Origin of the sequence: Streptomyces sp. NPDC018019, assembly GCF_044327805.1 — a bacterium.
Lineage (GTDB): Bacteria > Actinomycetota > Actinomycetes > Streptomycetales > Streptomycetaceae > Streptomyces.
Genome location: NZ_JBIRGD010000018.1, coordinates 52,384 through 73,956 on the forward strand (window position 1 = coordinate 52,384; position 21,573 = coordinate 73,956).

General features: G+C 72.2%; 20 protein-coding genes. 1 reads left to right on the forward strand and 19 read right to left on the reverse strand.

Going from position 1 to position 21,573, the window contains the following annotated elements; all coding sequences use genetic code 11:
• Window positions 1-150 precede the first annotated feature (150 nt).
• From pyrF to pyrR, 8 genes are all read right to left on the reverse strand, one after another.
• Complete coding sequence (gene pyrF / locus ACH4FX_RS27245) at window positions 151-1,020, reverse strand: orotidine-5'-phosphate decarboxylase (protein ID WP_398483232.1); 870 nt, start codon at window positions 1,018-1,020, stop codon at window positions 151-153.
• Window positions 1,020-2,129: a quinone-dependent dihydroorotate dehydrogenase gene (locus ACH4FX_RS27250; RefSeq protein WP_398483234.1), complete on the reverse strand. Its 1,110-nt coding sequence runs from the start codon at window positions 2,127-2,129 to the stop codon at window positions 1,020-1,022. The genes pyrF and ACH4FX_RS27250 overlap by 1 nt, the downstream gene beginning before the upstream one ends.
• A gap of 96 nt (window positions 2,130-2,225) precedes the next feature.
• On the reverse strand, window positions 2,226-5,537 hold the full coding sequence (carB, locus tag ACH4FX_RS27255) for a carbamoyl-phosphate synthase large subunit (protein ID WP_398483236.1): 3,312 nt from the start codon (window positions 5,535-5,537) through the stop codon (window positions 2,226-2,228).
• Entirely contained in the window at window positions 5,530-6,696 is a 1,167-nt protein-coding gene (carA, locus tag ACH4FX_RS27260; RefSeq protein ID WP_398483238.1) for a glutamine-hydrolyzing carbamoyl-phosphate synthase small subunit, read from the reverse strand. Before carA ends, carB begins: the two co-directional genes overlap by 8 nt.
• Window positions 6,693-7,274, reverse strand: a complete 582-nt coding sequence (locus ACH4FX_RS27265) for a hypothetical protein (protein ID WP_398483240.1) — start codon at window positions 7,272-7,274, stop codon at window positions 6,693-6,695. Before ACH4FX_RS27265 ends, carA begins: the two co-directional genes overlap by 4 nt.
• Window positions 7,271-8,560: a dihydroorotase gene (locus tag ACH4FX_RS27270; RefSeq protein ID WP_398483241.1), complete on the reverse strand. Its 1,290-nt coding sequence runs from the start codon at window positions 8,558-8,560 to the stop codon at window positions 7,271-7,273. Before ACH4FX_RS27270 ends, ACH4FX_RS27265 begins: the two co-directional genes overlap by 4 nt.
• Complete coding sequence (locus ACH4FX_RS27275; RefSeq protein ID WP_398483243.1) at window positions 8,560-9,549, reverse strand: aspartate carbamoyltransferase catalytic subunit; 990 nt, start codon at window positions 9,547-9,549, stop codon at window positions 8,560-8,562. The genes ACH4FX_RS27270 and ACH4FX_RS27275 overlap by 1 nt, the downstream gene beginning before the upstream one ends.
• Before the next feature lie 94 nt (window positions 9,550-9,643).
• The gene (gene pyrR, locus ACH4FX_RS27280) at window positions 9,644-10,219 is read right to left on the reverse strand and encodes a bifunctional pyr operon transcriptional regulator/uracil phosphoribosyltransferase PyrR (protein WP_398483245.1); all 576 of its coding nucleotides are present in this window, start codon (window positions 10,217-10,219) and stop codon (window positions 9,644-9,646) included.
• A 220-nt stretch (window positions 10,220-10,439) separates the two neighbouring features.
• Here pyrR and bldD point away from each other — a divergent pair, with 220 nt between their 5' ends.
• Entirely contained in the window at window positions 10,440-10,940 is a 501-nt protein-coding gene (bldD, locus tag ACH4FX_RS27285) for a transcriptional regulator BldD (RefSeq protein ID WP_003982726.1), read from the forward strand.
• 252 nt (window positions 10,941-11,192) lie between these two features.
• Here bldD and nusB read toward each other — a convergent pair whose 3' ends face one another.
• From nusB to ruvX, 11 genes are all read right to left on the reverse strand, one after another.
• Complete coding sequence (gene nusB / locus ACH4FX_RS27290; protein WP_398483248.1) at window positions 11,193-11,627, reverse strand: transcription antitermination factor NusB; 435 nt, start codon at window positions 11,625-11,627, stop codon at window positions 11,193-11,195.
• 2 nt (window positions 11,628-11,629) lie between these two features.
• Complete coding sequence (gene efp, locus ACH4FX_RS27295; RefSeq protein ID WP_398483250.1) at window positions 11,630-12,196, reverse strand: elongation factor P; 567 nt, start codon at window positions 12,194-12,196, stop codon at window positions 11,630-11,632.
• 67 nt (window positions 12,197-12,263) lie between these two features.
• Window positions 12,264-13,370 carry an aminopeptidase P family protein gene (locus tag ACH4FX_RS27300; RefSeq protein WP_398483252.1) on the reverse strand — a complete coding sequence of 369 codons (1,107 nt, stop codon included), beginning with the start codon at window positions 13,368-13,370 and terminating at the stop codon, window positions 12,264-12,266.
• A 377-nt stretch (window positions 13,371-13,747) separates the two neighbouring features.
• Complete coding sequence (locus ACH4FX_RS27305) at window positions 13,748-14,572, reverse strand: Pro-rich N-terminal domain-containing protein (protein WP_398483254.1); 825 nt, start codon at window positions 14,570-14,572, stop codon at window positions 13,748-13,750.
• A 264-nt stretch (window positions 14,573-14,836) separates the two neighbouring features.
• Window positions 14,837-15,274, reverse strand: a complete 438-nt coding sequence (gene aroQ / locus ACH4FX_RS27310; RefSeq protein ID WP_398483256.1) for a type II 3-dehydroquinate dehydratase — start codon at window positions 15,272-15,274, stop codon at window positions 14,837-14,839.
• On the reverse strand, window positions 15,271-16,362 hold the full coding sequence (gene aroB, locus ACH4FX_RS27315) for a 3-dehydroquinate synthase (protein ID WP_398483258.1): 1,092 nt from the start codon (window positions 16,360-16,362) through the stop codon (window positions 15,271-15,273). Before aroB ends, aroQ begins: the two co-directional genes overlap by 4 nt.
• A complete protein-coding gene (locus ACH4FX_RS27320) occupies window positions 16,359-16,940 on the reverse strand; it encodes a shikimate kinase (RefSeq protein ID WP_398483260.1) in 582 nt (193 codons plus the stop codon). The genes aroB and ACH4FX_RS27320 overlap by 4 nt, the downstream gene beginning before the upstream one ends.
• Entirely contained in the window at window positions 16,937-18,121 is a 1,185-nt protein-coding gene (aroC, locus tag ACH4FX_RS27325; RefSeq protein WP_398483262.1) for a chorismate synthase, read from the reverse strand. Before aroC ends, ACH4FX_RS27320 begins: the two co-directional genes overlap by 4 nt.
• A gap of 106 nt (window positions 18,122-18,227) precedes the next feature.
• Window positions 18,228-19,067, reverse strand: coding sequence for a shikimate dehydrogenase (locus ACH4FX_RS27330; protein WP_398483264.1), 840 nt, complete (start codon window positions 19,065-19,067; stop codon window positions 18,228-18,230).
• A gap of 105 nt (window positions 19,068-19,172) precedes the next feature.
• Window positions 19,173-20,978, reverse strand: a complete 1,806-nt coding sequence (gene mltG / locus ACH4FX_RS27335) for an endolytic transglycosylase MltG (protein ID WP_398483266.1) — start codon at window positions 20,976-20,978, stop codon at window positions 19,173-19,175.
• A 124-nt stretch (window positions 20,979-21,102) separates the two neighbouring features.
• Window positions 21,103-21,567, reverse strand: coding sequence for a Holliday junction resolvase RuvX (gene ruvX, locus ACH4FX_RS27340; RefSeq protein ID WP_398483468.1), 465 nt, complete (start codon window positions 21,565-21,567; stop codon window positions 21,103-21,105).
• Window positions 21,568-21,573: the final 6 nt, after the last annotated feature.

The following is a 21,573-nucleotide window of genomic DNA, read 5'->3' on the forward strand; positions in this document are numbered from 1 at the left end:
TGTGGAACCTAGTCGCCCCGCACCTGCGGAGCAACGAGCAACGCGCTTACGTGCACTGCTCTCGTCGGAGACTAGCGGCCACGGCGCTCGGAGTCAGCGAGAACAGACGAAAAGTCCTGGTCAGACTCTGCTGACCGGGACATAACGGGACTAAAGTCCCCGCCGTTCGACCGCTGTCCGCACCTCGTCGGCACATCGGAGGGCGGCCTCGCGAAGTGCGGCGACGTCCGGACCGTGCCGCAGCACCCCCCGGCTGACGCTCGGCACGACGTTGCGGACCGCGTCACCGAAGACCCGCGGGAGGTCCGCGGGGGTCGCCCCCTGGGCCCCGATGCCGGGCGCGAGCAGCGGTCCGCCGATGGCCAGGTCGTACGCGGACAGGTCGCCGAGCGTCGCGCCGACCACGGCCCCGTACGAGCCCAGCTCGCCCCGGGCGGCGGCCTCGGCGTTCGCCGCCTTCAGATGGCCGAGTACGGTCGCGGCGACGCTGCGGCCGTCGGCCCGTACCGCGTGCTGGACCTCCTGCCCCTCCGGGTTCGAGGTCAGCGCGAGCGCGAACAGGCCGCAGCCGTGCTCCCGCGCCAGGTCGACGGCCGGGGCGAGCGACCCGAAGCCCAGGTACGGGCTGACCGTGACCGCGTCCGAGAACAGCGGCGAGGCCGGGTCCAGGTAGGTGGCGGCGTACGCGGCCATGGTGGAACCGATGTCGCCGCGCTTGGCGTCCATCAGCACGAGGGCACCGGCCGCCCGGGCCGCCGCGACGGTCTCCTCCAGGACGGCGATGCCGCGCGAGCCGAAGCGCTCGAAGAAGGCGGACTGCGGCTTGAGGACGGCGACGCGGTCGGCCAGCGCCTCGACGACGGTCCGCGAGAAGGCCGCCAGGCCCGCCACATCGTCGCTCAGGCCCCAGTCGGCCAGCAGCGAGGCGTGCGGGTCGATGCCGACGCAGAGCGGGCCGCGGGCGTCCATGGCGGCCCGCAGGCGGGCGCCGAAGGGTTCGGGGCTCACGAGGGGGCTCATCAGGAGGCGGCCTTCCTGTGCTCGGCGCCGACCGCGTCGGCGAGGGTGGCGTACGGGCTGTTGCGCAGGCGGGCGGCGAGGCCCTTGTGGATGGCGCGGGCGTAGCACGGGCCCTCGTAGACGAAGGCGCTGTAGCCCTGTACGAGCGTGGCACCGGCGAGGATGCGCTGCCAGGCGTCCTCGGCGTTCTCGATGCCGCCGACGCCGATGAGGGTGACGCGGTCGCCGACGCGGGCGTACAGGCGCCGCAGCACCTCCAGGGAGCGCTCCTTGACCGGGGCGCCGGACAGCCCGCCGGTCTCCCGGACCAGGGCCGGGTCGGAGGCCAGGCCGAGGCTGTCGCGGGCGATGGTGGTGTTGGTGGCGATGATGCCGTCCAGGCCCAGTTCCACGGCGAGGTCGGCGACCGCGTCCACGTCCTCGTCGGCGAGGTCGGGAGCGATCTTGACCAGCAGCGGGACGCGCCGTCCGGGGACGGTGCGGTCGGCCGCCTCGCGGACCGCGCTGAGCAGCGGGCGCAGGTGGTCGACGGCCTGGAGGTCGCGCAGGCCGGGGGTGTTCGGCGAGGAGACGTTGACGACCAGGTAGTCGGCGTGGGCGGCGAGGCGCTCCGTGGAGGTCACGTAGTCGGCGATCGCCTGCTCCTCGGGGACGGCCTTGGTCTTGCCGATGTTGACGCCCAGCGTCGTGCGGAAGACCGGCTTGCGGGCCGCCAGCCGGGCCGCCACGGCCGCGGAGCCGTCGTTGTTGAAGCCCATGCGGTTGATGAGCGCGCGGTCCGGTACGAGGCGGAACAGGCGCTTCTTGGGGTTGCCGGGCTGCGGCTCGGCGGTGACCGTGCCGATCTCGACATGGTCGAAGCCCAGCATGGCCATGCCGTCGATGGCGACGGCGTTCTTGTCGAAGCCGGCGGCCAGCCCGAAGGGGCCGTGCATGCGGCGGCCCAGGGCCTCCACGCGCAGCTCCCGGTAGCGGGGGGCCAGCACGGCCGCGACGAAGGTGCGCAGCACCGGGACCCGGGCGGCCAGCCGGATCCAGCGGAAGGCCAGGTGGTGGGCCTTCTCGGGGTCCATGCGCCGGAAGAACAGGTTGAAGAAGAGGGAGTACACGAGCAGGCGGGCCTTCCGCGGGGTCGCAGGGGACGGGACGAGGGGACGGGGCGCATGAAGAGGGGGACACCGCGGCCGGTGTCCCCCTCGGGGCCCTTACTCCTCGCGGGCCGCGGTCAGCTGCCGCGCGTGTTCCTGGAGGGAACGCACACCCACGTCGCCGCGGGACATCGCCTCGATGCCCTGGACGGCGGCGGCCAGCGCCTGGACCGTGGTCAGGCACGGGACGGCGCGGGCGACGGCCGCGGTGCGGATGTCGTAGCCGTCGAGCCGGCCGCCGGTGCCGTACGGCGTGTTGACGATCAGGTCGACCTCGCCGTCGTGGATGAGCTGGACGATGGTCTTCTCGCCGTTGGGGCCCTCGCCCTCGCTCTTCTTGCGGACGACGGTGGCGTTGATGCCGTTGCGGCGCAGCACCTCGGCGGTGCCGGAGGTGGCCAGCAGCTCGAAGCCGTGGGCGACCAGCTCCCGCGCCGGGAAGATCATCGCGCGCTTGTCGCGGTTGGCGACGGAGACGAACGCGCGGCCCTTGGTGGGCAGCGCGCCGTACGCCCCGGACTGCGACTTGGCGTACGCCGTGCCGAAGACCGAGTCGATGCCCATGACCTCACCGGTGGAGCGCATCTCCGGGCCCAGCACGGTGTCCACGCCCTGCCCGGAGACGTCCCGGAACCGCGACCAGGGCATGACGGCCTCCTTGACGGAGATCGGCGAGTCCAGCGGCAGCGTGCCGCCGTCGCCGCTCTTCGGCAGCATGCCCTCGGCGCGCAGCTCGGCGATGGTGGCGCCCAGCGAGATGCGGGCGGCGGCCTTGGCCAGCGGTACCGCGGTCGCCTTCGAGGTGAAGGGGACGGTGCGGGAGGCGCGCGGGTTGGCCTCCAGGACGTACAGGATGTCGCCCGCCATCGCGAACTGGATGTTGATCAGGCCGCGCACGCCGACGCCCTCGGCGATGGCCTCGGTGGAGGCGCGCAGCCGCTTGATGTCGTAGCCGCCGAGCGTGATGGGCGGCAGCGCGCAGGCGGAGTCGCCGGAGTGGATGCCGGCTTCCTCGATGTGCTCCATGACGCCGCCGAGGTAGAGCTCGTGGCCGTCGTAGAGGGCGTCCACGTCGATCTCGATGGCGTCGTCCAGGAAGCGGTCGATGAGGACCGGGTGCTGGTCGATCAGGCCGGCGTGCCGCTCCAGGTACTCGCCCAGCGACGGCTCGTCGTAGACGATCTCCATGCCGCGGCCGCCGAGGACGTAGGACGGCCGGACCATGACCGGGTAGCCGATCTCCGCGGCGATGCCCTTTGCTTCGGCGAAGGAGTAAGCGGTGCCGTACTTGGGGGCGGGCAGGCCCGCCTCGGTCAGCACCCGGCCGAACGCGCCGCGCTCCTCGGCCAGGTCGATGGCCTCCGGCGAGGTGCCGACGATCGGCACGCCGTTGTCCTTCAGGGCCTGCGCCAGGCCCAGCGGGGTCTGGCCGCCGAGCTGGACGACGACGCCGGCGACCGGGCCCGCCTGCTGCTCGGCGTGCACGACCTCCAGGACGTCCTCCAGGGTGAGCGGCTCGAAGTAGAGCCGGTCGGAGGTGTCGTAGTCGGTGGAGACGGTCTCCGGGTTGCAGTTGACCATGACGGTCTCGTAGCCCGCCTCGGACAGCGCGAAGGAGGCGTGCACACAGGAGTAGTCGAACTCGATGCCCTGGCCGATGCGGTTCGGGCCGGAGCCCAGGATGATCACCGCGGGCTTCTCGCGCGGCGCGACCTCGCTCTCCTCGTCGTAGGAGGAGTAGAAGTACGGGGTCTTCGCGGCGAACTCGGCGGCGCAGGTGTCCACCGTCTTGTAGACCGGGCGGACGCCCAGCGCGTGCCGGACCTCGCGGACGACCTCCTCCGTCAGACCGCGGATCGCGGCGATCTGGGTGTCGGAGAAGCCGTGGCGCTTGGCGTACGCCAGGACCTCGGGCCCGAGCTGGTCGGCGGCGGCGATCTCGTCGGCGATCTCCTTGACCAGGAAGAGCTGGTCGACGAACCACGGGTCGATCTTCGTGGCGTCGAAGACCTCCGCGGGGGTGGCACCGGCCCGGATGGCCTGCATGACGGTGTTGATCCGGCCGTCCGTGGGGATCCCGGCCTTCTCCAGCAGCGCCGCCTTGTCGCCCGGGTCGCCGGTGAAGTCGAACTGGCTGCCCTTCTTCTCCAGCGAACGCAGCGCCTTGTTGAGCGCCTCGGTGAAGTTGCGGCCGATGGCCATCGCCTCGCCGACCGACTTCATGGTGGTGGTCAGCCGGGCGTCCGCCGCCGGGAACTTCTCGAAGGCGAAACGCGGCACCTTGACCACGACGTAGTCGAGGGTCGGCTCGAAGGACGCCGGGGTCTGCTCGGTGATGTCGTTGGGGATCTCGTCGAGCGTGTAGCCGACGGCCAGCCGGGCGGCGATCTTCGCGATCGGGAAGCCGGTGGCCTTGGAGGCGAGCGCCGAGGAGCGCGAGACGCGCGGGTTCATCTCGATGACGATGACCCGGCCGTCGACGGGGTTGACGGCGAACTGGATGTTGCAGCCGCCGGTGTCCACGCCGACCTCGCGGATCACCGCGATGCCGATGTCGCGCAGCGTCTGGTACTCGCGGTCGGTGAGCGTCATGGCCGGCGCGACGGTGATGGAGTCGCCGGTGTGCACGCCCATCGGGTCGAAGTTCTCGATGGAGCAGACGACCACGACGTTGTCGTTCTTGTCGCGCATCAGCTCCAGCTCGTACTCCTTCCAGCCGAGGATGGACTCCTCCAGGAGCACCTCGGTGGTCGGCGACAGGGCCAGGCCCTGGCCGGCGATGCGGCGCAGCTCCTCCTCGTCGTGGGCGAAGCCGGAGCCGGCGCCGCCCATGGTGAAGGAGGGGCGCACGACGACCGGGTAGCCGCCCAGCTCCTCGACGCCCTTGAGCACGTCGTCCATGGAGTGGCAGATGTAGGAGCGGGCCGACTCGCCGTGGCCGATCTTGCGGCGGACCGCCTCGACGACCTCCTTGAACAGGTCGCGGTCCTCGCCCTTGTTGATCGCCTCGACGTTGGCGCCGATCAGCTCGACGCCGTACTGCTCCAGGGTGCCCGCCTCGTGCAGCGAGATCGCGGTGTTCAGCGCGGTCTGGCCGCCCAGGGTGGGCAGCAGGGCGTCCGGGCGCTCCTTGGCGATGATCTTCTCGACGAATTCCGGGGTGATCGGCTCGACGTAGGTGGCGTCGGCGATCTCCGGGTCGGTCATGATCGTGGCCGGGTTGGAGTTGACCAGGATGACCCGCAGGCCCTCGGCCTTCAGGACCCGGCACGCCTGCGTACCGGAGTAGTCGAACTCGGCTGCCTGGCCGATGACGATCGGGCCGGAGCCGATGACCAGGACGGACTGGATATCGGTGCGCTTAGGCACGCTGGCCCTCCATGAGCTGGACGAAGCGGTCGAACAGGTAGGCCGCGTCGTGCGGACCCGCGGCGGCCTCGGGGTGGTACTGGACGCTGAAGGCCGGCCGGTCGAGGAGCTGGAGCCCCTCCACCACGTTGTCGTTCAGGCAGACGTGGGAGACCTCGGCGCGGCCGTAGGGGGTGTCGGAGACCCGGTCGAGCGGCGCGTCCACGGCGAAACCGTGGTTGTGCGCGGTGACCTCGACCTTGCCGGTCGTGCGGTCCTGCACCGGCTGGTTGATCCCGCGGTGCCCGTACTTGAGCTTGTACGTGCCGAAGCCCAGCGCGCGGCCGAGGATCTGGTTGCCGAAGCAGATGCCGAACAGCGGCGTACCGCGCTCCAGCACGCCCCGCATCACGGAGACGGGGTGGTCGGCGGTGGCCGGGTCGCCGGGGCCGTTGGAGAAGAACACGCCGTCCGGCCGCACCGCGTACACGTCCTCGACGGTGGCGGTGGCGGGCAGCACGTGCACCTCGATGCCGCGCTCGGCCATGCGGTACGGGGTCATGCCCTTGATGCCCAGGTCGACCGCGGCGACCGTGAAGCGCTTGGTGCCCTGCGCGGGAACCACGTACGCCTCCTTGGTGGCGACCTCGGCGGACAGGTCGGCGCCCTTCATCTGCGGAGCCGACTGCACCTTGGCCAGCAGCGCCGCCTCGTCGGCGAGACCGGTGCCGGCGGGGCCGTCGAGCGCCGGGCCGGAGAAGATGCCGACCCGCATCGCGCCGCGCTCGCGCAGGTGGCGGGTGAGCGCGCGGGTGTCGATGCCGCTGATGCCGACGACGCCCTGGGCGGCCAGCTCGTCGTCGAGGGTACGGGCCGAGCGCCAGTTGGACGGGGTGCGGGCGGGGTCGCGGACGACGAAGCCGGAGACCCAGATGCGGGCGGACTCCGGGTCTTCGTCGTTGACGCCCGTGTTGCCGATGTGCGGGGCGGTCATGACGACCACCTGGCGGTGGTACGAGGGATCGGTCAGGGTCTCCTGGTAGCCGGTCATGCCGGTGGAGAACACCGCTTCGCCGAAGGTCTCCCCCACGGCCCCGTAAGCACGGCCGCGGAAGGTGCGGCCGTCCTCCAGGACGAGTATGGCGGGAGCCTTCACGGCTGCCCCGGTGGAGGTCGTCATCGTGCGCCTTCCGTTTCGGTGGTCTTGCTGTTCTTGCTGATCAGGTCGGTCAGGGCGGCGACCCAGTCGGTGTGCTCGGCGGCCCGGTCGGACCGGAAGCCGGAGTCGAGCTCCTGGTCGCCGTGCGCCCAGGTGATCACCAGCAGGCCGCCCTCGGGCAGGACCTTGCCGGCGATGCCCTTGTCCAGGCGGGCGCCGCGCAGCGCCGCGGCCGGGACGAAGAAGTCCTGCGCGCCGGGCCGTACGACGTCCACGCCGGCGTCCGTCAGGGTCAGCTCGGCACGGCTGCGGGTGCCCAGGCCGCGTGCGACGATGCGGTCCAGCCACTGTCCGGCGGTCGTCGAGCCGTGGTAGCGGCCGGTCATCGTCAGCCTCGGCTCTCCCGGGGCGGCGGGAGCGGTGGGCAGCTCCGGCAGGCCGCCCTGGAGGGTGCCTCGCCACTTCCAGCCCTCGCGCATCAGCCAGTAGAGGAGCGCGACGAACAGGAGCAGTCCGACGACCCAGCCGATGCGCGCGGCCCAGTCGGTGACCTCGGCGGACTTCTGTTCCGCGGCCAGTTGGATGAATGAAGGTGTCACGCGAGTTTCCCGTCCACGACCGTTGCCCGGCCCCGCAGGAAGGTGTGGGTCACGCGACCCGGCAGCTCACGGCCCTGGTAGGGCGTGTTGCGGCTGCGGGAGGCGAAGCCCGCGGGGTCCACGGGTCCACGGTATGCCGGATCGACCAGCGTGAGGTTGGCGGGCTCGCCAGGCGAGACGGGGCGGCCGTGGCCCTGGAGACGGCCGATCTCGGCGGGGCGGAAGGACATCCGGTCGGCGACGCCGGCCCAGTCCAGCAGACCGCTGTCGACCATCGTGTGCTGGACGACGGACAGTGCCGTCTCCAGGCCGACCATGCCCATGGCGGCGGCGCCCCACTCGCAGTCCTTGTCCTCGTGCGGGTGCGGTGCGTGGTCGGTGGCGACACAGTCGATGGTGCCGTCGGCCAGCGCCTCGCGCAGCGCGAGCACGTCGGCCTCCGTGCGCAGCGGCGGGTTCACCTTGTAGACGGGATTGTAGGACCGTACGAGCTCGTCGGTCAGCAGCAGGTGGTGCGGGGTGACCTCGGCGGTGACGTTCCAGCCCTTGGACTTGGCCCAGCGGACGATCTCGACCGAGCCGGCAGTGGACAGGTGGCAGATGTGCACCCGCGAACCGACGTGCGCGGCGAGCAGCACGTCCCGGGCGATGATCGACTCCTCGGCCACCGCGGGCCAGCCGGCCAGGCCCAGCTCGGCGGAGACGATGCCCTCGTTCATCTGGGCGCCCGCGGTCAGCCGCGGCTCCTGGGCGTGCTGGGCGATCACGCCGTCGAACGCCTTCACGTACTCCAGCGCGCGGCGCATGATCACCGCGTCGTCCACGCACTTGCCGTCGTCGGAGAAGACCCGGACGCCCGCCGCGGAGTCGTGCATGGCGCCCAGCTCGGCCAGTTTCTTGCCCTCCAGGCCCACGGTGACCGCGCCGACCGGCTGCACGTCGCAGTAGCCGGACTCCTTGCCCAGACGCCAGACCTGCTCGACGACACCGGCGGTGTCCGCCACCGGGAAGGTGTTGGCCATGGCGTGTACGGCGGTGAAGCCGCCGACGGCGGCGGCCCTGGTGCCGGTCAGGACCGTCTCGGAGTCCTCGCGGCCTGGCTCGCGCAGATGGGTGTGGAGGTCGACCAGGCCGGGCAGCAGGACCTGGCCCGCGGCCTCGACGACGGTGGCGCCCTCGGTGCCGGTCAGGTCCGTGCCGACGGCGGTGACGGTGCCGTCGGCGATCAGGACGTCCTGCGCCTCGCCGCCCAGGATCTTCGCCCCGCGGATCAGGGTCTTGCTCATTACTTGCTCTCCTCTGTGCGCGCGGGGGCGGCGGGGGTGGTGGTCGTGACGGCGGGTTCGTTCCCGCCCAGCAGCAGGTACAGGACGGCCATCCGGATGCTGACACCGTTGGTCACCTGCTCGACGGCGGTGCAGCGCGGCGAGTCGGCGACCTCGGCGGTGATCTCCATGCCGCGGTTCATCGGGCCGGGGTGCATCACGATCGCGTGGTCGGGCATCCGGCCCATCCGGTCGCCGTCCAGGCCGTAGCGCCGGGCGTACTCCCGCTCGGTGGGGAAGAAGGCGGCGTTCATCCGCTCGCGCTGGACGCGCAGCATCATGACCGCGTCGGACTTGGTCAGCACCGCGTCGAGGTCGTAGCTGACCTCACAGGGCCACCGCTCGACGCCGATGGGCACCAGCGTGGGCGGCGCGACCAGCGTCACCTCGGCGCCCAGCGTGGTCAGCAGGTGGACGTTGGAGCGGGCCACCCGGCTGTGCAGGATGTCGCCGACGATGGTGATGTGGCGGCCGGACAGGTCCTGGCCGGCGCCGTCGGTCAGGTGCCGGCGCATGGTGAAGGCGTCCAGCAGGGCCTGGGTGGGGTGCTCGTGCGTACCGTCGCCGGCGTTGACGACCGAGCCGCCGATCCAGCCGGAGGTGGCCAGCCGGTGCGGGGCGCCGGAGTCGCCGTGCCGGATGACGACGGCGTCCGCGCCCATCGCCTCCAGGGTGAGCGCGGTGTCCTTCAGGGACTCGCCCTTGGAGACGGAGGAGCCCTTCGCGGAGAAGTTGATGACATCCGCCGAGAGCCGCTTGGCGGCGGCCTCGAAGGAGATGCGGGTGCGCGTGGAGTCCTCGAAGAAGAGGTTGACGACGGTGCGTCCGCGCAGCGTGGGGAGCTTCTTGATCGGCCGGTCCGCCACCCGGGCCATCTCCTCGGCGGTGTCGAGGATCAGGACGGCGTCGTCGCGGGTGAGGTCGGCGGCCGAGATGAGGTGACGCTTCATCCGGTTTTCTCCGTGAGTGATGGAGGTGTACGGGTATGTCCGTCGAGCAGGCAGGGGTGCGGGCCCGGCGGCACCGGGTCCGTACGGGGAGGGGCTACTGCTCGCCGGCCGGGGCGGTCTGCTTGACGCCGAGCAGCACGGCGTCCCGGCCGTCCTCCTCGGTGAGCTGGACCTTGACCGTCTCCCGCAGCGACGTGGGGAGGTTCTTGCCCACGTAGTCGGCGCGGATCGGCAGCTCGCGGTGGCCGCGGTCGACCAGGACGGCGAGCTGCACGGCACGCGGCCGGCCGATGTCGTTGAGGGCGTCGAGGGCGGCGCGGATCGTACGGCCGGAGAAGAGCACGTCGTCGACGAGGAGGACCACCCGGCCCTCGATGCCGTCACCGGGGATGTCGGTGCGCGCCAGGGCGCGGGCCGGGCCGAGCCGCAGGTCGTCGCGGTACATGGTGATGTCGAGCGAGCCGACCGGGGCCGGGCGTCCGGTGATCTCTTCGAGCTTGGCGGCCAGCCGGCGGGCCAGGAAGACACCGCGGGTGGGGATGCCGAGGAGCACCACGTCGTCGGCGCCCTTGGCGCGTTCGACGATCTCGTGGGCGATGCGGGTGAGCATGCGCGTGATGTCCGGACCTTCGAGGACCGGGCGCGCAGCGTTGGAGCTGGGGGCGTCCATGACGAACGGACCTCCTTCTCCGCCTCACAGGACGGACTTTAAAGGACGTCGGGATTACGTCGTTCACGGTACCAGGAGCCGCGGGGTGGTCCGACAGCACCCCTTCGGGGCCACCGTGTGACTCATTCGGCTTGACGATGCCGAATTACGCTGCGTAACCTCACAGTGAGTTACCAGCGCGCGGCCGCGCCGCACGCCTACACAGCGTCCGGGGAGCTTTATGTCCAGCGAATACGCCAAACAGCTCGGGGCCAAGCTCCGCGCCATCCGCACCCAGCAGGGCCTCTCCCTCCACGGTGTCGAGGAGAAGTCCCAGGGCCGCTGGAAGGCCGTGGTGGTGGGCTCGTACGAGCGCGGCGACCGTGCCGTGACCGTGCAGCGCCTGGCCGAGCTGGCCGACTTCTACGGTGTTCCGGTGCAGGAACTGCTGCCGGGCACGACCCCGGGCGGTGCCGCCGAGCCGCCGCCGAAGCTGGTCCTGGACCTGGAGCGGCTGGCCCACGTCCCCGCCGAGAAGGCCGGCCCGTTGCAGCGCTACGCCGCCACGATCCAGAGCCAGCGCGGTGACTACAACGGCAAGGTGCTCTCGATCCGCCAGGACGACCTGCGCACCCTCGCGGTGATCTACGACCAGTCGCCGTCCGTGCTGACCGAGCAGCTCATCAGCTGGGGCGTGCTCGATGCCGACGCGCGCCGCGCGGTGCAGCACGAGGACATCTGACCCGCACCGCCGCCACCTGCAGAAACGTACCGCCGCCCGGAATGGCCCGGGCGGCGGTTTCTGTGCGCCTGCGTGCGCGCCCGACGCCGTAGGCCCGCGCCGGCCGTACGCCTGCCTCGTACCGTACGCCCGCGCCGGGCCGTGGGCGTACCTCCTGGGCGCTCCCGTGCGTCCGCCTTCCGCACGGGCCCGCCCGGTATGCGAAGGGCCCGGAGCGTCGCGCTCCGGGCCCTTTCACGATCCACCGCCGCCTTACCGCGCCTCGCGCCGCAGGCTCGGCTTCAGTTCCTTCAGACGGGCGAGCAGGCCGTTGACGAAGGCCGGCGACTCGTCCGTGGAGAATTCCTTGGCCAGCTGCACCGCTTCGTCGATGGCCACGGCGTCCGGCGTCTCGTCCTCCCAGATCAGCTCGTAGGCACCGAGCCGCAGGACGTTGCGGTCCACCGTCGGCATCCGGTCCAGCGTCCAGCCGACGGCGTACGAGCCGAGCAGTTCGTCGATGCGCTCGACGTGCTGCGCGTACCCCTCGACCAGTTGCAGGGTGTACTCGTTGACCGGCGGCTGCCGTGGGTCGGTCCGGGCGTGACGCATCCAGTCCGCCAGCACGGACTGCACGTCGGCACCGCGCTGGTCGGCCTCGAAGAGGATCTGGAAGGCGCGCTTACGGGCCTTGTTGCGGGCGGCCACGGTTAGCTGTTCACCCGGCCGAGGTACTCACCGGAACGGGTGTCGACCTTGATCTTCTCGCCGGTCGTGATGAAGAGCGGCACCTGGATCTGGTAGCCGGTCTCCAGCGTGGCGGGCTTGGTGCCACCGGTGGAGCGGTCGCCCTGGACGCCCGGCTCGGTCTCCTGGATGGTCAGCTCGACGGCGGCCGGCAGCTCCACGTAGAGCACCGAGCCGTCGTGCTGCGCCACCACGGCCTCGAAGCCTTCGAGCAGGTAGTTGGCGGCGTCACCGACGGTCTTGCGGTCGATGTGCAGCTGGTCGTAGGTGTCCATGTCCATGAAGACGAAGTACTCGCCGTCCATGTACGAGAACTGCATCCCGCGCTTGTCGACGTTGGCCGTCTCGACCTTCACGCCGGCGTTGAAGGTCTTGTCCACCACCTTGCCGGAGAGCACGTTCTTGAGCTTGGTGCGGACGAAGGCCGGGCCCTTGCCGGGCTTGACGTGCTGGAACTCGACGACGGACCAGAGCTGGCCGCCTTCGAGCTTGAGCACCATGCCGTTCTTGAGGTCGTTCGTGGATGCCACGGTTGCGGTATCTCCTGGACTGCAGGTGTGGGGACCCGGAAGACGCACGCTCCGAGCCCGGCAGGGCTCAGAGGGCGAGCAGCTCCTTGGTCGTGATCGTGAGTAGCTCGGGCCCGCCGTCCGCCTCGGGGCGGACGACGAGTGTGTCGTCGATCCGGACGCCGCCGCGGCCCGGGATGTGAACCCCTGGATCGACGGTGACCGGCACGCAAGCGTCCAGTTTACCCATGGCCGCAGGTGACAGCCGAGGGTCCTCGTCGATTTCCAGGCCCACGCCGTGTCCGGTGCCCGGCCGGAGCCGCTCCCCGTGCCCCGCGCCGACCAGCACCTGGCGCGCCGCGCGGTCCACCTCGCGGCACTCCACACCCGGTGCCAGCGCCTCCCGTCCGGCCCGCTGGGCTGCGAAAACGAGATCGTACAGCTCGATCTGCCAGTCCGCCGGCGTGGTGCCGATGACGAACGTCCGGCCGATCTCGCAGCGGTAACCCCGGTAGTTCGCACCGAGATTGACGGTGAGGAAGTCGCCTTCCTCCACCCGCCGGTCGGTGGGCAGATGTCCGGGACGGCCGGAATTGGGGCCGGTGCCGACCGAGGTGGCGAAGGCCGGGCCGTCCGCGCCGTGGTCCACCAGGCGGCGCTCCAGTTCCAGGGCCAGGTGCCGTTCCGTACGGCCCACCAGGATCGACTCCAGCAGTTCGCCGAGCGCCTGGTCGGTGATCTCGGCGGCGATCCGCAGGCAGGAGATCTCCTCGTCGTCCTTGACGACCCGCTGGGCCTCGACGGCGCGGGCGAGGTCGGCGAGCCGCAGCCGCGGGGCGACCTGGGCGAGCGCGCGGTGCCGGGCGACGGTCAGGTGGTGCTCCTCGACGGCGAGCGACCCGGCCCCGGCCCGCGCGGCCTCGTCCGCGGCGGCCACGACCGGGTCGCCGTCCCGGGTCGGCAGCTCGGCCACGCGCAGTTCCTCCGTCGGGCGCCCCTCCGTGGGGTCGCCGCTCAGCGGCCCCCCGGTCAGCAGGAGGTCATCGGCCGGACCGAGCAGCAGGGCCGCGCCGGGCGGCGCGCAACCGGTGAGGTAGCGGACGTTGGCGGGACGCGAGATCAGCGCCGCGGCGCTTCCGGCGGCGACGCAGCGGTCGCGCAGCCGCGTACGACGGGCCGAGTACAGCTCGGACATGCACCGAGCGTACGGGCCCCGGCCTGGCCCGGCCGGTCGGGCGGGTCCGGCCGGGGGACCGTACGGAGCTCCTGGCCGGGGCCCCGGGGCCTCCTGGGCGGGAGCGTGTAAGGGGGCTCTCGGCCGGGTCCGCACGGGCCGATGGACGGCGGCTCCTGGCCGGGCGGGCAGGAGGCCGCCCTACAGGACGAATCGAACGTGATCGTCCCCCCGGCGGGGGGATACCCGGAGGGGGCGGCGAGAACCCTCGGAGTCCGGCCCTTCCGGGAACTCTGCGCCTTCCGGGAACTCTGCGCCTTCCGAGAACTCCGTGCCTCCGGGAACTCGCGGCTTCGGGAAGCCTCGCGCCTCAGAACACATCCGCCCCCACCCTCCCACTACCAGCTGGGCGGGCTCGCGATGCTGCGGGCGACCACCTCGTCCAGGAGGCGGGCCGTGGTGGGGACGTCCTGCTGGGAGTTGTCGATGATCGGCAGGCCGGAGCCGTACCAGCCCGCCATCCGGCCGTGGATGCGGGCGACCTCCTCGTCGGACAGGCGGCGGTTGCCCGTGCGGCGGGCGTTGCGCTCCAGGACGATCTCCAGGCCGGGAAGCAGCACGATGGGCAGCAGCCCGGGGCCGACGTGGCGCTTCCAGCCGCCGAGGCCGATGACCGGGCGGTCCGGGAAGACCGCGTCGTCGAGGATGCAGGAGATGCCGTTGGCGAGGAAGTTGCGGGCGGCGAAGCCGCAGGTGCGGCGGGCGAGGCGGTACTGCGCCTCGGAGTGGTCGTTCCAGCCCGTCTGGGGGTCGGCGAACCCGGACCGCACCCATTCCCGCACGTCGTCCAGACTGATGTGCGCGGTGGGCACCCGGCGGGTGTCGGCCCAGTGCCGGGCGACGCTGGTCTTGCCGGCCCCGGCCGGGCCGATGAGCAGCACCGCGACGGCGGCGTGCGCGGCGTCCTGCGCGGAGGTGCCGGCGGGCGGGCTGGGCAGCGCCACCGGCGCGCCGGGCGGGAGCTGGACGTGTCCGGTGGCCTCGGCGGGGGGCGGCGCGGTGGGCGCGCCGTGCGGCGGGGCGGCGGGCCAGCCCGGCGCGGGCGGCGCGGCCGGGGGCTGCTGCGGCGGTATGGGGTGGCCCTGGGGCCAGCTCATCGCGGCCGCCGGCCCCGGCACCGGTCCGTGAGGCGGTGGCAGCGGAGCCCCCACTGCGTGCTGCATCCGGTGGCTCTCCGTCTCGTGCGGTCGATTGCGTGGGCCGCCCGCGGTGCACGGTGCTCGCGGTACGGGCGGGGCTGTCGTCCGTACGGTGCTCGCGTGTTCCGGCGCGCCGGGCGTCCGGCCCGGGTGGGCCGATGTGGTTGTCCGGCGAACGGTACCCGCAGAAGGTGGCCGCAGTCCTCCCCCGGCGGGGGTGGCCGGTGTCCCCCGGCCGTCGGCGGAGCAACGGCCGGGGGGACGGCACAGGGTGCCCGGAGCGCGCTGTCAGCCGGTGAGTTCGGCGGCCAGCGCGCGCAGCGCGAGTTCGTACGAGCCGATGCCGAAGCCGGCCACCGTACCGCTGGCGACCGCCGCGATCACGGAGGTGTGGCGGAACTCCTCGCGGGCGTACGGGTTGGAGATGTGCACCTCGATGAGCGGCGCGGTGCGCTGGGCGGCGGCGTCCCGCATCGCGTACGAATAGTGCGTGAACGCGCCGGGGTTGACAACGACCGGGAGGGAGCCGTCCGCCGCCTCGTGCAGCCAGCGGATCATCTCGCCCTCGTCGTTGGTCTCCCGGACCTCGGTCTCGAAGCCCAGCTCCGCGCCGAGCGCGGTGCAGCGCTCGACCAGGCCCGCGTAGGACGTGGAGCCGTAGACGTCGGGCTCGCGCGAGCCCAGGCGGCCGAGGTTGGGCCCGTTGAGGACCAGGACGCGCCTCATGCGGCGATCTCCGCGTGCGCGGCGAGCAGCATCGCCGGGTCCGGGCCCTCCAGGACGGTGGGCTTGGCCAGGCCGTCCAGGACGATGAAGCGCAGCCGGTCGCCGCGCGACTTCTTGTCCACCTTCATCGTCTCCAGCAGCTTGGGCCACTGGTCGCCCCGGTAGGTCAGCGGCAGGCCCACCGAGGCCAGCACGGAGCGGTGCCGGTCGGCGGTCGCGTCGTCCAGCCGGCCGGCGATCCGGCCGAGTTCGGCGGCGAAGACCATGCCGACGGAGACGGCGGCGCCGTGCCGCCAGTTGTAGCGCTCGTTCTTCTCGATGGCGTGGCCCAGGGTGTGGCCGTAGTTGAGGATCTCCCGCAGCCCGGATTCCTTCAGGTCCGCGGAGACCACTTCGGCCTTGACCCGGATGGCCCGCTCGATCAGCTCGGTGGTGTGCGGGCCGTCGGGGCGCTTGGCGCCCTCGGGGTCGGACTCGATCAGCTCCAGGATGGCCGGGTCGGCGATGAAGCCGGCCTTGATGACCTCGGCGAGCCCGGAGACGTAGTCGTGGACCGGGAGGGAGTCCAGCGCGGCCAGGTCGCACAGCACACCGGCCGGCGGGTGGAAGGCGCCGACCAGGTTCTTGCCCTCGGCGGTGTTGATGCCGGTCTTGCCGCCGACCGCCGCGTCCACCATGCCGAGCACGGTGGTCGGTACGGCGATCCAGCGCACGCCGCGCAGCCACGTCGCGGCGACGAAGCCCGCCACATCGGTGGTGGCGCCGCCACCGACCCCCACGATCACGTCGGTGCGGGTGAAGCCGGTCTGGCCCAGCGCCTTCCAGCAGTACGCGGCGACCTCGGCCGTCTTGGCCTCCTCCGCGTTGGGCAGCTGGACGGCGATGGCCTCGTACCCCTGGCCCGCCAGGTCCTCGCGCAGCGCCTCGCCGGTGGCAGCCAGCGCCTCCGGGTGCAGGACGGCGACGCGCCTGGCGTTCTTGCCGATCAGGCCCGCCAGCTCGCCCAGCAGCTGCCGGCCGACCAGGACCTCGTACGGGTCGGTGCCCGCGGTGCCGCCGACCTGGATGCGGATGGGCTGCTCCGTCACGGGTGTTCCTCTCTCCCGGGCGTGCCGGGGGCCGCGGCGTCCGCCGCCGGCGCCCCGGCCTCCGGGGATGTCTGTAGCTGCAATGCGTCCAGTACGGCGTCGGCGACCTCTTCGGGCGTCCGGCTGTCCGTGGCGACCACGGCGCGCGCGACCTCCGTGTACAGCGGGCGGCGCGCCTCCATCAGCTCGCGCCAGCGCTGCCGCGGGTTGACGGCGAGCAGCGGGCGCGGCGCGTCGAGGCCCACCCGCCGTACGGCGTCGGCCAGTTGGACGTCCAGGAAGACGACCGGCAGGCCGGACAGCAGGGCACGGGTGCCCTCGTCCATGATCGCGCCGCCGCCGAGCGAGAGCACCCCGGGGTGGCTCTCGACGGCGGCCCGTACGGCCTGCCGTTCCAGTTCGCGGAAGTGCGGTTCGCCGTGGTCGATGAAGATCTCCGGGATCGGCTTGCCCGCGCCCGCCTCGATGTCCGCGTCGGTGTCGCGGTACGCGGTGCCGAGCCGTTCGGCGAGCAGCGCGCCCACGGTGGACTTCCCCGCGCCCGGGGGGCCCACCAGCACCACGAGCGGCGGCGTCACCTGATCGCCAGGCCGTCGAGGAAGGACCGCACGTTGCGGCGGGTCTCCGGCACGCTGTCGCCGCCGAACTTCTCCGCCACCGCGTCGGCCAGCACCAGCGCGACCATCGCCTCGGCGACGATGCCGGCCGCGGGGACCGCGCACACGTCGGAGCGCTGGTGGTGCGCCTGCGTCGCTTCACCGGTGGTGACGTCGACGGTGGCCAGCGCGCGCGGCACGGTCGCGATCGGCTTCATCGCGGCCCGGACGCGCAGCAGCTCGCCGGTCGACAGGCCGCCCTCGGTGCCGCCGGAGCGGCCGGAGGAACGGCGGATGCCCTCGTCGGTGGAGACGATCTCGTCGTGCGCCTGGGAACCGGGCACCCGGGCCAGGTCGAAGCCGTCGCCGACCTCGACGCCCTTGATCGCCTGGATGCCCATCAGGGCACCGGCCAGCCGCGCGTCCAGCCGCCGGTCCCAGTGCACATGCGAGCCGAGGCCCACGGGGACGCCGTACGCCAGCACCTCGACGACGCCGCCGAGGGTGTCGCCGTCCTTGTGGGCCTGGTCGATCTCGGCGACCATCGCCGCGCTCGCCTGAGGGTCCAGGCAGCGCACCGGGTCGGCGTCCAGCCGCTCCACGTCCGAAGGCTCGGGCAGCACGCCGTACGGGGCCTTCGCGGCGGCCAGCTCGATCACGTGCGAGACGATCTCGATGCCGGCCGTCTCCTTGAGGTAGGAGCGGGCGACCGTGCCGAGCGCGACGCGGGCGGCGGTCTCCCGGGCGGAGGCGCGCTCCAGGACCGGGCGGGCCTCGTCGAAACCGTACTTCTGCATGCCGGCCAGGTCCGCGTGGCCGGGGCGGGGGCGGGTCAGCGGGGCGTTACGGGCCAGTTCGGCCAGCTCCGCGGGGTCGACCGGGTCGGCCGCCATGACCTTCTCCCACTTGGGCCACTCGGTGTTGCCCACCATGATCGCGACGGGCGAGCCCAGGGTGAGCCCGTGCCGGACGCCGCCGAGGAAGGTGACCTCGTCGCGCTCGAACTTCATGCGGGCACCGCGGCCATAGCCGAGCCGGCGACGGGCCAGGGCGTCCGCCACCATGTCCGTGGTGATCGGGACGCCGGCCGGGAGGCCCTCCAGCGTCGCCACGAGTGCGGGGCCGTGCGACTCCCCCGCCGTCAGCCAGCGCAACCTGCTCAACGATGCTCCTCATGTCCTGCTACTGCGCGAACAGTCTTCCCCTGATCCTCCCACGTCCGCCCCGGCGGGCCGCTCCCCGTCCAGGAAGCGGACCGGGCCCGCGGGGTCACCGCCCGGCGAGCGCCTTCTCCCCCGCCGCGCGCATCGCCGCCAGCGGGGCCGGGGACCGGCCGGTCATCTGCTCCACCTGGAGTACGGCCTGGTGGACGAGGAGGTCCAGGCCGCCCACGACCGCGCCGCCGCGGGCGTCCCACCGCGCGGCCAGGGCGGTCGGCCACGGCTCGTACAGCACGTCGAAGAGGGTGCCGGGCCGCTCGGGCACGGCGGCGGCCAGCGCGTCGGTGGTCCCGGCCGGGGTGGTGGCGACGACCAGCGGCGCCTCGAAGGCGGCGGCCGCCTCCGACCAGTCGGCGGTCCGGACGGTGACGCCCAGCCGCTCGCCCCAGCCGCGCATCTCCGCGGCCCGCGCCGCGCTGCGTACGTAGGCGGTCACCTCGCCCGTGCAGATCCGGGACAGGGCGGCGAGCGCGGAGGAGGCCGTGGCGCCCGCGCCGAGCACGGCCGCGCCTTCGACCTCGTGTACGCCGCGCTCGCGCAGCGCGGCCAGCATGCCGGGGATGTCGGTGTTGTCGCCGGTACGCCGCCCGTCCTCGGTGAAGACCACGGTGTTGACGGCCTCGACGGAGGCGGCGGTGTCGCTGACCGCGTCCAGCAGCGGGATCACCGCCCGCTTGAGCGGCATGGTCAGGGACAGGCCGGCCCAGCTGCCGTCCAGCTCCGCCAGAAAGCCGGGCAGCGTCCCCTCGTCGATCTCGTGGCGGCCGTACTCCCAGCCGGACAGGCCCAGTTCGGCGTAGGCGGCCCGGTGCAGGACCGGGGAGAGGGAATGGGCGATGGGCGACCCGAGGACCGCCGCCCGGCGGCGGACCTGGACTTCACTGGACATGGTGCTCCTCAGCTCGGACCCGCGAAACGATAGACGAACACCGCGCGGCGGCCGAGGCGCCCCCGGACCGGCCGCCGCCGTCGTGCGGCGGCCGGTCGACCGGGGCTACTGCTTGTGCTTGCGCTTGTTGAACTCCTGGACCAGCTTCTCGTGGTCCTTGAGGTTGGTCGTGAAGTCGGTCTTCTTCCCGTCGATGGAGATGAAGAACATCCACTTGTCGCTGTCGTCCGGGTCGATCGACGCCTTGAGCGCGTCCGCGCCCGGGTTGCCGATCGGCCCCGGCGGCAGGCCCTTGTAGAAGTAGGTGTTGTACGGGTCGTCGTAGTTGCGGATCTCGCGCGTCCCGATGTCGATCTTGCTCTGGTTCTTCAGGTAGTTGTACGTCGAGTCGAATTCGAGCTTCTGGTTCGTGACCGTGTTGCTCGGCGCGAGCCGGTTGTAGACGACCGCGGCCATCTTGCGGAAGTCGTCGTGGGTGATGCCCTCGGCCTGGGTGAGGCTGGCGACCGTGACGAGGTCCAGCGGCGACTTCAGGCCGAGCTTCTTCGCGTTCTCCTCCAGGTCGTACTTGGCGTACTCCCGGTTGGCCCGCGCCACCATCTCCTTGAGGACGTCCGCCGGCTTGGCCTTGCCGCTGACGCTGTAGGTGGAGGGGTAGAGGAACCCTTCCAGCGGGTCCTTGATCTTCGGGTTGCCGTTCGCCCAGGAGGGCAGGCCCAGGTTCTTGGCCTCGGAGAGCGCGACCTCCTTGGTCGCACCGGGCTTGAGGTGCAGCTTCTTGTCGATCAGGTCGTAGACGGCGCCGTTGCGCAGGCCCTCGCGGACGGTGAGGCCGTTGCGGCTCTTGGGGTCCAGCATGAGCGTGACCGCGGACTCCGCCGACATCTGCTTGCGCAGCGAGTAGGCACCGGCCTGGAGCCGCTTGCCCCGGTCGTTCTCGCTCGCCGCCTCGGTGAAGGCGTCGGCGCTCTTGACGACGCCCTCGCGCTTGAGGATCAGGCCCATCTCCATGATCGAGGTGTCCGGCGGGATCTGGACCTGGACCTCCCCGCTGCCCTCGCCCTCGAAGTCGGGAGCCGGGCCGAAGTGGCTCATCCAGAAGTCGTAGCCGAAGTAGGCGACCGCGCCGCCGCCCAGGACGAAGACGCCGGCGACGATCAGGCAGGCCGCGCGGCTGCGCTGTTTGCTCTTCTTGCCGCGGCGCTCCCGGCCGGCCCGGCGCTCCTCGCGCGGGTCCGTGCCGGCGTCGTCGTAGCCCTCGTCGCCGTCCCGGTCGTCCTGGACGTCCTTGAAGAAGGCGTGCGCCGGGTCCCGGACCTGCTCGTCCTGATCGGGTCCGGGGCCGGCCCGGAAGTCGTCGCCGGGCGGGGAGGGGTGCGGCGGCTGGCGCAGCTGCTCCGGGCGCACCGCCTCGAACTGCGCGGTCTGGGCGACCTGCTCCCCCTGCTCGCCCTGGCCCGGCTGTCCGTGCTGCCCGGCCTGCTGCTGCCGCAGGTGCTGCGGCTGCGGCGGCGGGTACGCGTCCTGGGTCCCGTAGTAGTCGGGGCTCTGGCCGCTGTACGGATCGACCGGTGGCTGCTGGCCGTACGGGTCGTACGGGGCGCCGCCCTGCGAGGGGTCCCAGCCGCCGTTGTACTGCTGCTGGGCCTGGTAGGGGCCGGACAGCTCATCCCACTGGGGCTGCTGGCCCTGGGGGTGCGGCCCCTGAGGCTGCTGAGCGTAGCCGTGCTGCCGGCCGCCCTGCGGCTGCCCTCCGTAGGCGGCCTGCTGCTGGTGCGGGCCGCCGTACTGCTCTCCGTAGGGACCTTGCTGAGGTGGTTGCGGCTGACCTCCGTAACGACCCTGATCTCCGTAGAGAGGGTCGTCGGGATGCCACGGTTCGGAGCCGTAGCCCCGGCCATACTCAGTCATCGATCCCCTAGAGCCGCGAGGCGGTGCGCTCCTGGTGGCAGCGCCTGCGGTACCGACCGCCTCTTTCTGCACGTGCGGTTGTTCGATCCGCCGCGACGTCGCGCGGAACGTTACCGTACCGCGATCAGATGACCACTTCGACGCTCTCGCCGGGTGGGTGACCAGACACCCGTTCGGTCTCCAGTGCACTCTGGAGAATGACCACCGCAGCGGCCTGATCCACCACGGAGCGGCCCTTCTTGCTGCGGACCCCGGAGGCCCGCAGGCCCTGCGTGGCTGTGACGGTTGTCATGCGTTCATCGACCAGGCGTACCGCCACCGGAGCGATCCCGCGCGCCATCTCCTGCGCGAAGGCCCGCACCTTGGCCGCGGCCGGCCCCTCTCCCCCGTTCAGGGAGCGGGGCAGGCCGACGACGACCTCGATGGGCTCGTACTCCTCGACGATCGCCCTGAGCCGCCGGTGCGCCGCCGGGACGTCCCGCCCCGGCACCGTCTCCACGGGGGTCGCGAGGACCCCGTCGGGGTCGCACGAGGCGACCCCGATCCGGGCGTCCCCGACGTCGATCGCGAGGCGCCGGCCGCGTCGCATCTCCGC